The organism is Micromonospora sp. MH99 (genome assembly GCF_021442385.1).
Classification (GTDB): Bacteria; Actinomycetota; Actinomycetes; order Mycobacteriales; family Micromonosporaceae; genus Micromonospora.
Genome location: NZ_MUZA01000109.1, coordinates 1 through 13,946, shown reverse-complemented (window position 1 = coordinate 13,946; position 13,946 = coordinate 1). Strand labels below are relative to the sequence as shown.

Here is a 13,946-nt window from a genome sequence, read left to right as displayed (position 1 = left end):
GGCGAGCTGATCCGCACCAGCGCCGACCAGACCTTCACCGTCGACCCCTGCAACCTGCAACTGCTCTACCAGGGCCGATCCCCCAACTCCGGCGGCGACTACGGCCTCCTGCCGTACCGTCCCGGCCTGCTCACCCTGCGCCGCTGACCTCCACCGCCTGACGACTCCGGGGCGGGTTCGGCATGACGCCGAACCCGCCCCGGAGTCACGCGGCCCTACTCCCGCGTGCCGATGTCGTCGATCGGCGGGACCCGGAGCAGCCGCCGGACCGGCCACACAGTGGTCGCCAGGGCCAGCACCGTCGCGCCGCCGAGCACCGCCGCCCCGCCGAGCGGCGGAACGTACGGGATCGGGCTGCCGGTCAGCGCGTTGACGAGCGCGCCCAGGGTCAGCGCCGCTATCGTCGCGCCGATCAGCACCGCCGTGCCGAGCAGCCCGGCCTGTTCGGCGTGGACCATCCTCCGGATCTGCCGGCGGGTGACCCCGACCAGCCGCAGCAGCGCCAACTCGCGACGCCGGGCCAGCGCGGCCAGCACCATCGTGGTGGCCGCCGCCAGCGCCGCGTACCCCACCATCACTCCGATCAGCAGCCGGTTCAGCCAGGCGCTCAGCGCCAGATCGGTGCCGATCAAACGCGTACGGGTCGCGGCGTCGAGCACCGCGCTGCCCGGGTGCCGGGCCGACCAGGCGGCCAGTGCGGCATCGGCGTCCGGGCCGGCGCGGACCAGGATCTCGTCGTCGGTGACTCCGGCGGTGTGCCCGGCGACCGTCTGCGCGGCCAGCGTGACGTCACCGAAGCCGAGGCCACGGCCGTAGATCGCGACGACGGTCAACCTGCTCGGTGTGCCATCGCCCAGCCACAGGTCCGCCTGGTCGCCGACGTGCCAACCGGACGCCGACGCCTGCGTCGCGGACAGCGCGACAGTGCCCGCGCGCAGGTCGGCCAGGTCACCCTCGTGCACCGCGAGGTCCATTGTGGAAATGATCCCCGTCGGGTCGACCGCCTGCGCGGCGACCGGCGCGATCCCGTCGAAGGACCGCACCACCACCTGCGTACGGCGTACCCCGGTGGCCGCCCGCACGCCGGTCAACTCGCGGACCTCCCGCGCCGCGTCGGGCGACAGCCCACCCGGCGCGACCAGCACCCGCTCGGCGAGCGTGCCCGCAGCGCTCTGCGCAATGGTCTGCCGTTCCTGATTCGTCTGCAGGAACCAGACCGAACCGCCGAACCCGACCGCGAGCACGAGAGCGGTCAGCACGGTCGCCATCCCCTGTGCGTTCGCCCGCAGGTTGGCCGCGGCCAGGTAGCCACTGACCCGCCAGACCCGCGACAGCACCGGGGTGAGCAGCCGGGCCGCGTACGCGTTGATCCTCGGCGCGAGCAGCGCCACCGCGATGACGAACAGGTAGAGCATGCCTACCGCACCGGCCAGCGCGGCGGTCGGCCCGGTGCCGCCGATCGTGAACCCGCCGGAGGTGACGGCCGCGGCGAGGGTCAGCACACCGGCGACCAGCCGCACCCGGCCGCCGCGCCGAGGCTCCACCGCGATCTCGCCGAGCGCCTCGACAGGTCTGATCCCGGCCACCCGCCGGCCGGCGATCAGCGCGGCGAGCACGGCCACCAGCACCGCCGTACCCACGGCCGCCGGCACGGCGAACAGGCCGCCGGTCATCGGGAAGCCGGCCGGGATGAACCCGCGGTCCACCAGCTCGCCCTGCACCCACCTTGCCGCCAGCACACCTGCCGGCACTCCCACCACTGAGGCGACCAGGGCGAGCAGCGCGGCCTCGCCGATCAGCAGGCGGCGGATCTGCCCCGGCGTGGCCGCGACCGCACGCAGCAATGCCAGGTCACGGCGACGGTGCCGCACGGACAGACCGATCGTGCCGGCCACCACGAAGACGATCAGCAGGACGACGTACCCGCCGAACGCCGATCCCGCCTCGATCAGCAGCTCGCGGGCGGCCAGGTTCGCGGACTGCTCGACCGCGCCGCGCTCCGGCCCGACGTACGTCGTGGCACCGGCCGCCGAGACGAGCTGGCGGACCGCGTCCCGATCGGCGCCGGGCGCGAGTCGTACGCCTATCGCGTCCAGCCGACCCGGATGCGCGGACAACCGCGCGGCCTGCGCGTCGGTGAAGTACACCGCTGTCGTACCGGTGTCGGCGACCGCGCTCACCCGGTACGACCGGCTGACCCCGTTGACGACCAGGTCGACGCGCTCACCCGGGGCCGCGCCGAGCCGGGAGTCGGCCAGCACCTCGTCGTCGGCCCGGGGGGCGGCGCCCGCGATGATCGGACGACCGGAGAAGGCGTACGTGGCCCAGCCGTGCCCCGTGGCCGCCGGCGCACCGATCTCCACCCGTTCGTCGCCGGCCACCGCCGTGACGCCGGGCAGCCGCCGGATCCGGTCCACCAGGGCGGCGTCCACGGTGCCGCCCTCGGGCAACGCGACGGTGCTCGTGGTGGTTTCCCCGTCGAACTCCTTGAAGGTGTGGCTGACCGTGCGGTCGGCGACGACCAGATCGGCCGCCGCCCACAGCCGGGGCTCCGGACGGAAGCGCAGCCCCGACTCGACGAGCGTGCCCATGGCGACCAGGATCAGCACCCCCGCGATCAGGGCGAGCAGCGTGGCTGCTGCCGGGCCGGCGCGGTGCCGCAGCAGCCGGGCGGCGAGCGCGGTCATCGGGCGACCCGCCGATCCAGCGACGCCAGCTGCTCGGCGATGCCGGCGGCCCCCAGCTGCGGCAGGTCGGCGACGATCCGACCGTCGGCCAGCACGAGAACCCGGTCCGCGTACGACGCGGCCACCGGGTCGTGGGTCACCATCACCACGGTCAGCCCGTGGTCGTCGACGACCGCGCGCAACAGCGTCAGCACCTCGGCCGCGGCCCGCGTGTCGAGGGCCCCGGTGGGCTCGTCACAGAAGATCACCTCGGGGCGGGTGGCCAGCGCCCGGGCGATCGCCACCCGCTGCTGCTGGCCGCCGGAGAGCGCGGCCGGCCGGTGACGCAGCCGGTCGGTGAGCCCGACCCGCTCGACCACGCGGGCCAGCCAGGCGCGGTCCGGACGGACGGCGGCCAGCCGCAGCGGCAGGACGATGTTCTCCTCGACGGTGAGGGCGCCGATCAGGTTGAACGCCTGGAAGACGAACCCGATGCGGGTACGCCGCAGCTCGGTGAGACGGGTCTCCGACAACCCGGACAGGTCGGTGTCACCGATCAGGACACGACCGGAGCTGGGCCGGTCGAGTCCGGCGGCGGTCTGCAACAGCGTGCTCTTGCCGGAGCCGGAGGGCCCCATCACGGCCGTGAAGGTGCCGCGACCGAAGCCGACGTCGATTCCGGCCAGCGCGGTCACCGGGTTACCGCCGGCCGCGTACACCCGGGTGAGGTGTTCGACGCGTACGGCGTCGTTGGTAGGTCCCGGATACTCGGGCATTCTGGTGGCCTCTCTTCGAGTCGGCGACAGGATTCGCGCGCACCAGAAACGCTATTGAGCTGGGAGAACGTGGGCCATCCAACGGGCTGCCCAGTCCGGGTACAGCAGGCGCTACCGCTGGTCGCCGTTCAGGTAGCGCAGCACCGCGGTGACCCGGCGGTCGGCACGGTCGTCGGGTGGGAGCTGGAGTTTCGCGAAGATGCTGCGGATGTGCTTGTGCACCGCGCCGTCGGTGACGAACAGCCGCTCGGCGATCGCCGTGTTGCCGAGCCCTTCGGCCATCAGCCCCAGCACCTCACGTTCGCGGGGCGACAACTCGGCCAACGCCGTGTCCGGCCGGCGGTTGCGGGCGAGCAACTGCGCCACCACCTCCGGGTCGATCACGCTGCCGCCGGCCGCGACCCGACGCAACGCGGCGAGGAACTCCTCGACCCGGCCCACCCGTTCCTTCAACAGATAGCCGAGCCCGACGGCGCCGACCGAGAACAGTTCGGTGGCGAACGCCTGCTCCACGTACGCCGACAGGACCAGCACGGCGAGGCCGGGCTGGCGCCGCCGGGCCTCCACCGCTGCCACGATCCCCTCGTCGGTGTGGGTCGGCGGCATCCGTACGTCCACGATCGCCACGTCGGGCGCGTGCTCGTCGACAGCGACCAGGAACTCTCCCGGAGTGCCCGCCGTGGCGACCACGTCCAGCTCCTCAGCCCGCAACAGCAGCGCCAACCCCTCCCGCAACAGCGGGTCGTCCTCGGCGATCACGATCCGCATGGCAGCTCCACGTGCATCCTCGTCGGTCCTCCCGATGGGCTGGTCAGCGTCATTCGCCCGTCGTACGCCTCGACCCTCCGGCGGATGCCGGAGAGCCCGGAGCCGCGTGCCTCGTCGGCGTCGCCGCGTCCGTCGTCCTCGATGGTGACCAGCAGCCGACCCTGCTCGCGGCGCACCGCGACGTCCACCTGGCTCGCCCCGCTGTGCCGGACCACGTTCGTCAGCGCCTCGGCCACCACGAAGTACGCGGTGGCCTCGACCGACGCCGCGCAGCGGACGGTCACGTCCACGGCGAGCCGGCACGGAACCGCGCAACTGCCGGCCAGGCCCGCCAGCGCCCCGGCGAGACCCCGATCGTCCAGCACGGGCGGCAGGATGCCGCGCACCACCGTACGCAGCTCGCCGAGTGCCTGTTCCGCCGCGTCCTGCGCCTGCCCGAGGATCTCGTCGGCCCGGTCCGGGTCACGCCGTACCGCCCGGCGCGCGGCGCCCAGCAGCACGTTGACCGCGACCAGCCGATTCTGGGTGCCGTCGTGCAGCGACCGTTCGATGCGGCGCAACTCCAGGGCGTGGGCGTCCAGCGCCGCGGCCCGGGTGGCGGTCAGCGCGGCGACCCGCAGCGACAGGTCGACCCCCGGCGGCGGGGGCAGCAGCCACCGGCCGGGCCAGGACTGGAAGCGGGCCAGCGCCGGGCCGAACGCGACCGCGGCGACCAGCCAGCCCACCCCGAGCAACCCCACCAGGAGCGCCTCGGACAGCCCGTCGATGCGCCACCAGCCGATCCCCGGAGCGCCGGTCTCGGGCGGAACCAGTCGGTACCACAGCGGAAACGTGATGTCCTGCAACGCGTTGATCGGCAGGGTGAGGCCGACCAGGCCGGACGCCAGGCCGGTGATCGAGTGGAGCGTGACCCAGCCGAGCTCCCGGCGGACGAACGGGTCGCGCAGCGCCTCCCGCAACTCCTCCGGCACGGGCCCGGGAACCGGGATCGTCGTGCCCCGACGGGACAGCCGGGCGCGCTCCCGATCGGCCACCGCGCGCACCGTCCGCAACGCGCCAGGCGCCAGGCGCAGACCCACCCCGATCAGGCAGGTCAGTGCCACGACCACCACCCAGAACAGCGCGCCCAGCGCCAGCAGCGCGGTGCCCAGCCCGCCGACGAGGTGTTCGAGGGCGTCGACCGAGGCACGCACCCGGCCCCGCACGTACGCCATCGCCGCCCACCTCCCGGGCCAACATAGGCCACCGCAAGCACGGCCGGCAGCGTCCGCGGCGGAAAGTACAGCCTGCTGTACGCCTGTCGTCGCGCTGGCGGGATCGTCTCCGCCGGGGTCGCCGGCCTAGCGTCGATGGTGTCGTCGAAGCTCACCGAGGGAGACAGTCATGACCGACCCGTACCGCATCACCCAGGCCCCCGCCACCGCGCCGGAACGGCCCGGCGGCCTGCTACGTCCGCTGCTGTGGCTGGCGCTCTTCGTCAGCGCGGCGATCAACGCCGTGCTCTCGAACGCCCTGGGCAACCCGTGGATCGGCTCGGTGTTCGGCCTGGTCGCGCTGCTCTGCGGTGCGGCGCTGATCGTTCACCACCGCCGCAACCGGTGACCAGGCACCGCGGGTCCCGTGCGGGAGCCCCCGGCGGGACGGCGCGGTCACCGCTTCGCCGTCCAGAAGACATAGAGGGCGCCGTACGGCACGGACGCGGTCGCGCCGTCGGTGCAGGCGCCGCTGGGGGCGACGCCGCCGGAGGTCAGCAGACGGCTGACGTACGCGACGGTGCCGAGACTGCCGCTGCCGGAATGGGTGTCCACCGTCAACAACAGCTCGGGGATCGTCCCCGCGCGCGGGCTCTCCGCGGTCTTCTTCGCCGTGACCGACGAGCCGTCGCGCTCGGACTGCCAGCTCGGGCCCCTGAAGTGGTGGACCCGGCCACCCGTGCCGATCAGCTGAGCCTCCGGTACGGACGCGCCGGTGAACACACCACCCGTGCACGTGTAGGTCTGCGTTCCCCGCGCGACGACGTACGCGCCGACGGGGCGGGATCCGGCCGGAGGCCTGATCCCCGAGGCGATGCGGGGGACGTCGATCCGGCGGGCGTCGGCGCCCAGGGTCGCGCCCTCGGCCACCTCGGCGGCCGACGCCGGGCCGGCCACCAGACCGAGCGCCGCGACCACACCAGCCGTTCCGACGAGCGCAAGCGCCCGGACCCGGGAGCGGGACATGCTGATCATGCGATTCCTCCGTCCGGGGGCGGGCGTGTCCACGCCCCATGGATCCGCACGGATAGAACACGCTCGGCGATCAATTTCCGGGCGAATTTGAACGCTCATTCACCCGGGTCCACCAACCCGGCGCGACCACCCGAACAGCAGCACCGGACCGGGTAGCGGGCGTCGGGACGGTCAGTGCCCGGTGGCGCTGACAGTCATGCGCTGGGTGCCGAGCACCGAGAGCAGGCGCAGCGCCTCCGCGGAGGGTGAGCCCGGCACCGCGGTGTAGATGACGAGCCGCTGGTCGCGGTCGGCGATGTCGAGGACGTCGCAGTTCACGGTCACCGGCCCGACCAGCGGATGCTGGAAGGTCTTGATCAGGGTGTGCTCGTCGCCGACGTCGTGCGACTCCCACAGGTCCCGGAACCGCTGGCTGCCCGCGAGCAGGTCGCGGACCAGCGCCGCCACCTCGGGGTCGTCCGGATAGCGGGCGGCGGTGGCCCGGAGTCGCCGAGCCGAAGCGCGACAGAACTCGTCGACGTCGGACACCCCGTACAGCACCCGACCGTCCGGGTGTGGGCCGAGGAAGGCGCGGCGGACCAGGTTGCGGTCACGCCGGGGCAGCGCCGAGAAGTCCTCCATCAACGCCGCCGCGAGATCGTTCCAGGCGACCACCTCGTAGCTGGCCGACGTCACGTGGGCGGCCGCCTGGGGTAGCCGCTCGATCAGGTCGAGGATGCTCTGCCGTACCTCGCGCGGCGGCCCGGCGGGCGGGGCCGGTGGCCTGCCGGCCAGGTGGTGCAGGTGGTCGCGCTCGGCGTCGGAGAGGCGCAGCGCGCGGGCCAGGCCGGCCAGCACCTCGGGCGAGGGGTGCGGGGCGCGGGCCTGTTCGAGACGGGTGTAGTACTCGATGGAGATGAACGCCAGCCGGGACACCTCCTCGCGGCGCAGCCCGGGCGTGCGACGCCTGGTGCCGGCCGGCAGGCCCACCTCGGCGGGGGTGATCCGCTCGCGCCGGCTGCGCAGGAAGAGGGCCAACTCCTGTCGGTTCACCCCTCAAGTGTGCGCCGCCGGACGGGCTCAGCCAGGTATCGACGATGCCTGGCTACGACCCGGACGCCGGACGCAGGCTGGCCGCATGACACCACTGCTCAAGGACAAGGTCGCGTTCGTCAGCGGGGCGGGACGGGGCATCGGCGCCGCGGCGGCCCGGCTCTTCGCCCGCGAGGGGGCGCGGGTGCTGCTGGCGGCCCGGACGGAATCCCAGCTCCGAGCCGTCACCGACGAGATCCGGGCGGCGGGCGGCACGGCTGATCACGTGCTGTGCGACCTGGCCGACCCGGACAGCGTTCGGGCTGCGGTCGACCGGGCCGTCGCCCTGCACGGGCGGCTCGACGTGGCCTTCAACAACGGCGCGACCATCACTCCACCGGGGCCCGTCGAGCGGGTGAGCCTGGCCGACTTCGACCGGCTCTACCAGGTCAACCTGCGGGGCGTGTGGCTGGCCATGATCGCCCAGGTCGCGGCGATCCGGGCCACCGCCGGCCAGGGTGCGATCGTCAACAACTCCAGCGTCGGCAGCCTCACGGGGAATCCGGCGCTGCCCGCGTACGGGGCGATGAAGCGTGCGGTGAACAGCCTGACCGAGTCGGCGGCGATCACCTTCGCGCCGGAGGGCATCCGGGTCAACGCGATCGCTCCGGGCAACACCCGTACCGAGATGATCGACAGTTGGCAGGAGAACTCGCCCGGCCTGGTGGAGCGCCTGATCGCGGCCACACCGCTGGCCCGCCAGGCCGAGCCCGAGGAGATCGCCGAGGCGGCCGCGTGGCTTCTCAGCGACCGTTCGTCGTTCGTGACAGGCGTCGTGCTCCGCGTCGACGGCGGAGCACGAGCCTAGGTCACGGCGGGTACGACCGGGCTCTGATCGGAGCCGCGCTGCCGGCCCGGTAGCGACCCGGCGTCGTTCCGATGATCGCGCTGAACGCCGCGATGAAGCTGCTGGGATTGGCCCAACCGCACGCGTAGGCGGTCTGGGTGGTGTCCCGACCGTCGGCCAGCAGCACAAGTGCGTGGTAGACGCGCAGCTGCGTCCGCCACTCGTAGAAGGTCATGCCGAGTTCGTCGTGGAACAGTCGGCTCAGGGTGCGCGGGCTCGCTCCGATCGTCCTTCCGAGTTCGGCTAGCGTGGCGTTGTCGGCAGGCGTCTCGTACAGCAGCCGGGCGATGGCCCGCAGGCGGTCGTCGCGCGGCTCCGGCAGGTGCAGCGGCTGTTCGGGTGCCTCGCGGAGTTCGTCGACGAGCACTCGAAGCAGGCGAGCGCGCGCCGGGCGGCTGTGGCCAGGCGTCGCGTCGTCGTAGTTGCCGGGGCCGGTCAGGGCGAGCAGGACCTCGCGGGCGAGATCCGAAGCCAGGAACACGGCGGGATGTTCCGGCAGGATCCGGGCGAGGGAGGATGCGAGGAACACGATCCGCATGTCGGTGGCGCCGTGCGCCCGGTGGTCGTGCGGAAACCCCGCAGGGGTCCAGGCGACCCGGTTCGCGGGAACTATCGACGCGCCACGTTCGGTGTGCACGGCCAGGATGCCGCTGGCCGCGTACACCAGATGCCCTCGGGCGTGCGTCTGCGCGGCGCTCGTTCCCCCGGCGGGCCAGAGGTGGCGGCCGCCCGAGGGCCAGAGGTGCGACGTCACTCCGGCGGCCGGACGAGATTGGCGGGGAACGGGCATCGACTGGCTTCCTGTCGGTAGTAAGCCACTCCCTGACCTGGCGACACTACCTGTGGGCGGTGAGCCGCGGCCGTGCTGACGCGACCGCCCGGCATCGGGTGGCCTGCCCCGACGCCCAGGCTGGAGAGAGGAAAAGCGCATGACGACGTACGTCCTTGTGCCCGGCGCCTGGAAGGGTTCCTGGTCGTTCGAAGCGGTGGTCCCGTTGCTGGAGCGGGCCGGTCATACCGTGCACGCGCTGACCCTGACCGGTCTGCGGCCGCACGACGACGATGCGACGGTCGCGACCGCCAATCTCGACACGCACGCCGACGACGTGGTGCGGCTCCTCGACCGCGCCCACGTCGCCGACGCGACGCTTGTCGGCCACAGCTACGCCGGAATGGTGGTCGCGGCCGCAGCGGACCGCGCGGACGGCCGGATCTCGCGGCTGGTGCATCTCGACGCCTACGTGCCGCGCGATGGCGAGTCGTGCTGGTCGGCGACGAACGAGCACTTCCGGAAGGTGTTCGCCGCGGGAGCTGCGCGCACCGGCTATTCCGTCCGGCCGCCGGAGCGCGGCGATCCCCGCCGTCGTCCCCACCCCCTCGCCTCGTTCCTGCAGACGATCCGGCTCACCGGCGCCGCAGCCCGGGTCCCACGGCGCGAGTTCGTCTACTGCTCGGGGTGGGCGGACCGGACGCCGTTCGCCCCGCTCCGCGCCCGGCTCGACGCCGACCCGGAGTGGCAGGTCCACGACCTCCCCACCGGCCACGACGCCATGCACGAGGCCCCCGAGGCGGTCGCCGCGCTGCTGCTCGACGAAGGAGGCTCAGCGCACTGACGGTGAAGGGCGGCCCGCTACTCCAGGAGTTGTTTCAGCGTGCCGAGGTTGTCCCGCATCCCGGTCTTGAAGAGCCTCTCGGCAAGCGGTCCGAGGAGTGCGACCGGGCCGGTGAGACCGGCCGCGCTGATCGTGCCCTCCAGGAGGAGTCTCGTGGTGCCGTCGGACGGCCGGACGAGGTAGCGGTAGGTGAACGGGGTGGGCCCGGCCAGCGAGGTGAAGGTGACCTCCTCGCCCTGGGCGTACGCGGTGATCGACACGTCGTTGCGGGCGGGCCCGCCGGGCAGGTCTCGATACACCTCGTACCGGGTGCCCAGGCCGCCGACGCCTCCGACGCGCTCCACGCGTCGCACTGCCGAATACCACCGCGGCATGGTGGTGAAATCGGCGACGAAATCGAACACGCGCCCTGCCGGGGCCGCGATGTCCAGGTCGAGGTGGAAGGTCATGGTTGCCCCCTGTGTGCGTGCCGCACCCCGACCACGCGGTCAGTCCTTCTGCTTCTCTTCGGCAGCGAGGCGGTTCGCGAGGGCGAGTCCGGCGGGTGATTGTCGGGTGAAGCCGTGCAGGAAACCGATGAACGCGTCGACGTCCGTTCCGGCACTGGCCTGGTCGAGCAGGTCGTACAGCTGATTTTCGATCTCCGCGACGCGGCGGGCCTTGTCCCGGCCCGGCGCGGTGAGCGCGAGCCGGACCTGCCGCCGGTCGTGTTCGCTTGTGGTTCTCTGCACGAGACCCGCCGCGACCAGTCGGTCGACGATGCGACTCGGGCTGGTGCCGGTGTCGCAGACGAGCATGTCGCCGAGTTCCCGGAGGGCGAGCGGTCCGTGGTCGCCGATGATGCGCAGTGCCTCCGATTGCGCGGGCGTGACACCGATCTCGGACAGCAGCACGGTGAGCTGGCGGTTGCCCTCTCGTTGTGCCGCGAGAATGAGGTAGCGGAGCTGCTCGGCTGTTCTCACACCCGCATCGTGCCGTGTCCACGCAGAGCCGTGGCCAGGAGCCCGGCCGCCGCGGGGTCGATCTGGACGGTGCCGATGCTGACAACCGTGACCTGCTTGATCGGTGTCACCGTGAACTCCCTAGATGTCGCGACATGCATGTCGCGACATGAATTAGATGTGCCGACCGCCCCACATGGCAAGCCCCAGACAGCGGCTCTCAGTCGCCCGGCCGCCCCGGCCAACCGCCGCTTCGGGGGCGCGTACCGCCGACCCGAACCACATAGGGTCGGCGTCGTGGATCGTGATGCAGAGCTCGTTGCGGCCGTCCGTGCCGCCGATCCGGCAGCCGTGACGACAGCGCTCGCAGAGGGCGCCGACCCCGACTCCGCCGACAGCCCCTTCACCCCGACGGTGCTGTCTGAGGCGGCGGGCGCGGGGCGGTTGGAAATCGCCCGATTGCTGGTGGACGCGGGGGCGTCCCTGCGGGCGAGGCGGCCACAGTGGCAGTCGCCGCTGCGGTCCGCGGTGAGCAATGGTCACCTCGACGTCGTCCGCCTGCTCGTCGATCGGGGTGCCCTCGATGTCGAGGCCACCGACCGCAGCAGCCTGCTCTTCACCGCGGTCGCCGCCACCCGGCACCGACCCCAACCCGCGGCGTTGGAGGTTCTGCGCTACCTGCTGGAACTCGGCACCGACGCCACGCCCGGCGAGGAGACCCCGATCGTCCAGGCGGTGCTGGGACCTGTCGCGCCGGCCACGATCCGCATGCTGCTCAGTTACGGCGCTGATCCGAACTCACGGCGCTCCGACGGCACTCCCGTGCTCATCCTCGCGGCTCGGCGCGGTGACCACGCCGCCGTCGACGTGCTGCTCACCGCAGGCGCTGACCCGAACGCGGTCGATAACCACGGGCACACCGCGCTGATGCACGCCATCGAACGCAACGAACGGGCCGTGAGCTGCGCGCTCCTGCTGGCCGGTGCCGACCACGCGGGCGCTCTCGGTGTCGCGCGAGGCTGGCAGCGGCAGGGCGTTCAGTTCGACCTCGGCGAGATGAGCGTCGGCCTGGACGACGTGCCGATCGCCCGTACGGCCGTGCGGCTGCACCCCACCGGATACGAACTACGCGGCGATCCGGCGGAGTTGCGCCGCTGGGGGCAGCTCGTCGCGTGCGCGACGGAGGAGTTGGGCGACGACGAGTGGGACGCGCGGACCGGCACCCCGTACACGCTGGCCCGGACCGTCGCCCACCGGCTCGTCAACGATCCCGCCAAGTCGCCCACCGCATCGTGGCACCGCATCGAGCTGACCGGGGCAGAACTGAGCACGGTACGGCAGGCATTCGTCGAGCTCGTCTACGCGATCCGTGTGACGCTCCCGGACGGCATCGGGCGGGAGTACGTCCGCGACACGCTCGACGAACTCGATGCCCAGTTGCCCTGACCCGCGTCCGTGCGACAGCGATCCGCACGCCGCGGCGTGAACTGGCATCGCCCGCGCCCTGACCACCCACCGGTCACACGCCGGCGCTTCCCGCGACGGTCCGAACGCGACGATGCTCCGGCGATGACGGATGTCCATGGGCGGGCCGGCCCACAGCCGCGCCGCCGGTAGGGTGTGGGACGCGGCACACCTGGGGGAGGAAACGTGATCAAGCGCTGGGGATCTGCCGGGCTGGCACTCGGGCTCGCCCTGCTGGCGGCCGGGTGTGGCGACGATCCGTCGCTGACCGGCACGTGGATCATGGCGGACAACCAGGCCCGCACGATGACGGTGCGCGACGACGGCTCCCTGTCGGCCAACATCGACGTCCCCTGCACCGGCACCACGAAGGACGAGGGCAACCGGGAGTACCGGCTCGAGCTGGACTGCGGCATCACCAAGATATCGGCCGACGGCGTCCTGAGCACCGACGGCAACACCCTCACCGTCAAGGACCCGAGCACCGGCCAGGACGCGGTCTGGAACCGCAAGTAGTCCACCGGGGAAGCCGCGCCGCGGACGGCCCGTGACCGGCACGTGTCGCCTACGCGCGGGGCTGCGCCGCGTCGATACCGCGCGATACGGTGCCAGACGTGCCGCCCGGCTGTCCCGACGTCGCCGGCACGCGATGTCACATCACCCGGTTGCGGCGGAGGCGGACACGTGGCGGTTGCGGAGGTCGCGGGCGGCGTTGTGCAGCTCCTGACGGCGATCATGGAGTACCGACGGTTCCTGGCCGAGCAGCAGCAACAGCAACTGCTGCAGCAGCGTGCGGTGACCGAGCGGCAGCTCGAGTTCGCCCAGGCCGTCGGCGACCGGCAGTTCGACGTCCGCAGTGAGCTGGCCGAACAGGCTGCCGGGCTCGACCCGCACCGCACCCGGGAAGTGCACGACCAACTGCACGCGCAGTACCGCCAGGACGCGGCGACCTGGAACCGCGCGGCGGACCCGCAGTGGTGGCAGAAGGCCACGAACGCCGACATCGCCGAGGTGTGGCGTGCCTCCACCGCCTGGCAGGCTGTCGACCCGGCTGCCGACATGGCGCGTCGGGCCGCCGGTGAACGACTCGCCGAGACCGGCGTACGCGTGCCGGCCCCGGGCGGGCGTACCCACACGGGCGATGCACTGTCCCGCGCCGTGCGCGGCGCCGCGGAACGGCAGGAGCAGGCCGTCGGGCCCCGCACGGCGACGTCGGCGGCGCAGCGCAGCGCGACCGACGGCCGTGGGCCTGCGGACCGTTCGTCGCAGCAGCGGGAGGCCGAGGGCCGCCGAGCCGGTGCCGACGCCGACGCGACCTGGCATCGGGCCGCGGCCGCCGACGACCGCCATCTCGCCGGTGAATGGCGCGACGTCCGGCAGGACTTCACCGCCGAGGCGACCCACCACGAACAGATGGCCGACGCGGCCGGGCAGTCTGCGGCCGTCGCCGGCCAGGCAGCTGCGCCGGGCCAGGCCGCCCCGACCGGAGCCGCCGCCCCGCAGACCGCGGAGGGCAGGGGCGCGCAGGCCGCGGCCAAGGCGTACCCCCGACCGACACGCAGTGCGGTGGGC

General features: G+C 72.8%; 15 protein-coding genes and 1 pseudogene. 7 read left to right on the top strand and 9 right to left on the bottom strand.

Annotation, left to right across the window (positions count from 1 at the left end; translation table 11 throughout):
• Positions 1-147, top strand: a pseudogene (locus B0E54_RS30870) (arabinofuranosidase); the annotation flags it as partial.
• Between the two features lie 68 nt (positions 148-215).
• Here B0E54_RS30870 and B0E54_RS30865 read toward each other — a convergent pair.
• The 4 genes from B0E54_RS30865 to B0E54_RS30850 all read right to left on the bottom strand — a co-directional run bounded on the left by B0E54_RS30865 (position 216) and on the right by B0E54_RS30850 (position 5,424).
• Positions 216-2,687 (bottom strand): FtsX-like permease family protein, encoded by a 2,472-nt coding sequence (locus B0E54_RS30865; RefSeq protein ID WP_234591265.1) that lies wholly within the window; start codon positions 2,685-2,687, stop codon positions 216-218.
• On the bottom strand, positions 2,684-3,442 hold the full coding sequence (locus B0E54_RS30860; RefSeq protein WP_234591262.1) for an ABC transporter ATP-binding protein: 759 nt from the start codon (positions 3,440-3,442) through the stop codon (positions 2,684-2,686). Before B0E54_RS30860 ends, B0E54_RS30865 begins: the two co-directional genes overlap by 4 nt.
• Before the next feature lie 111 nt (positions 3,443-3,553).
• Positions 3,554-4,210 carry a response regulator transcription factor gene (locus B0E54_RS30855; RefSeq protein ID WP_234591260.1) on the bottom strand — a complete coding sequence of 219 codons (657 nt, stop codon included), beginning with the start codon at positions 4,208-4,210 and terminating at the stop codon, positions 3,554-3,556.
• Positions 4,198-5,424: a sensor histidine kinase gene (locus B0E54_RS30850; protein WP_234591258.1), complete on the bottom strand. Its 1,227-nt coding sequence runs from the start codon at positions 5,422-5,424 to the stop codon at positions 4,198-4,200. The genes B0E54_RS30855 and B0E54_RS30850 overlap by 13 nt, the downstream gene beginning before the upstream one ends.
• Before the next feature lie 169 nt (positions 5,425-5,593).
• Between B0E54_RS30850 and B0E54_RS30845 the strand changes: the two genes are divergently transcribed.
• Positions 5,594-5,812: a hypothetical protein gene (locus B0E54_RS30845; protein WP_234591255.1), complete on the top strand. Its 219-nt coding sequence runs from the start codon at positions 5,594-5,596 to the stop codon at positions 5,810-5,812.
• Positions 5,813-5,859: 47 nt separating this feature from the next.
• Here the strand turns inward: B0E54_RS30845 and B0E54_RS30840 are convergent, their stop codons facing one another.
• Both B0E54_RS30840 and B0E54_RS30835 read right to left on the bottom strand, forming a co-directional pair.
• On the bottom strand, positions 5,860-6,438 hold the full coding sequence (locus B0E54_RS30840; RefSeq protein ID WP_234591253.1) for a DUF3455 domain-containing protein: 579 nt from the start codon (positions 6,436-6,438) through the stop codon (positions 5,860-5,862).
• Positions 6,439-6,609: 171 nt separating this feature from the next.
• Positions 6,610-7,470: a helix-turn-helix transcriptional regulator gene (locus tag B0E54_RS30835; protein ID WP_234591250.1), complete on the bottom strand. Its 861-nt coding sequence runs from the start codon at positions 7,468-7,470 to the stop codon at positions 6,610-6,612.
• Between the two features lie 85 nt (positions 7,471-7,555).
• On the opposite strand from B0E54_RS30835, the gene B0E54_RS30830 reads away from it, so the two are divergent.
• On the top strand, positions 7,556-8,317 hold the full coding sequence (locus B0E54_RS30830; protein ID WP_234591248.1) for an SDR family NAD(P)-dependent oxidoreductase: 762 nt from the start codon (positions 7,556-7,558) through the stop codon (positions 8,315-8,317).
• A 1-nt stretch (position 8,318) separates the two neighbouring features.
• Here B0E54_RS30830 and B0E54_RS30825 read toward each other — a convergent pair whose 3' ends face one another.
• Complete coding sequence (locus B0E54_RS30825) at positions 8,319-9,146, bottom strand: helix-turn-helix domain-containing protein (RefSeq protein ID WP_234591246.1); 828 nt, start codon at positions 9,144-9,146, stop codon at positions 8,319-8,321.
• Between the two features lie 139 nt (positions 9,147-9,285).
• On the opposite strand from B0E54_RS30825, the gene B0E54_RS30820 reads away from it, so the two are divergent.
• Positions 9,286-9,969, top strand: a complete 684-nt coding sequence (locus B0E54_RS30820; protein WP_234591244.1) for an alpha/beta fold hydrolase — start codon at positions 9,286-9,288, stop codon at positions 9,967-9,969.
• A 17-nt stretch (positions 9,970-9,986) separates the two neighbouring features.
• Here the strand turns inward: B0E54_RS30820 and B0E54_RS30815 are convergent, their stop codons facing one another.
• On the bottom strand, positions 9,987-10,418 hold the full coding sequence (locus B0E54_RS30815) for an SRPBCC family protein (RefSeq protein ID WP_234591242.1): 432 nt from the start codon (positions 10,416-10,418) through the stop codon (positions 9,987-9,989).
• A 39-nt stretch (positions 10,419-10,457) separates the two neighbouring features.
• Positions 10,458-10,931, bottom strand: a complete 474-nt coding sequence (locus B0E54_RS30810; protein WP_234591240.1) for a MarR family transcriptional regulator — start codon at positions 10,929-10,931, stop codon at positions 10,458-10,460.
• 276 nt (positions 10,932-11,207) lie between these two features.
• Between B0E54_RS30810 and B0E54_RS30805 the strand changes: the two genes are divergently transcribed.
• From B0E54_RS30805 to B0E54_RS30795, 3 genes are all read left to right on the top strand, one after another.
• The gene (locus B0E54_RS30805) at positions 11,208-12,356 is read left to right on the top strand and encodes an ankyrin repeat domain-containing protein (protein ID WP_234591237.1); all 1,149 of its coding nucleotides are present in this window, start codon (positions 11,208-11,210) and stop codon (positions 12,354-12,356) included.
• 204 nt (positions 12,357-12,560) lie between these two features.
• Positions 12,561-12,890, top strand: a complete 330-nt coding sequence (locus B0E54_RS30800; RefSeq protein ID WP_234591235.1) for a hypothetical protein — start codon at positions 12,561-12,563, stop codon at positions 12,888-12,890.
• 168 nt (positions 12,891-13,058) lie between these two features.
• A partial coding sequence (locus B0E54_RS30795) for a hypothetical protein (RefSeq protein WP_234591233.1) occupies positions 13,059-13,946 on the top strand: 888 nt, incomplete at its 3' end.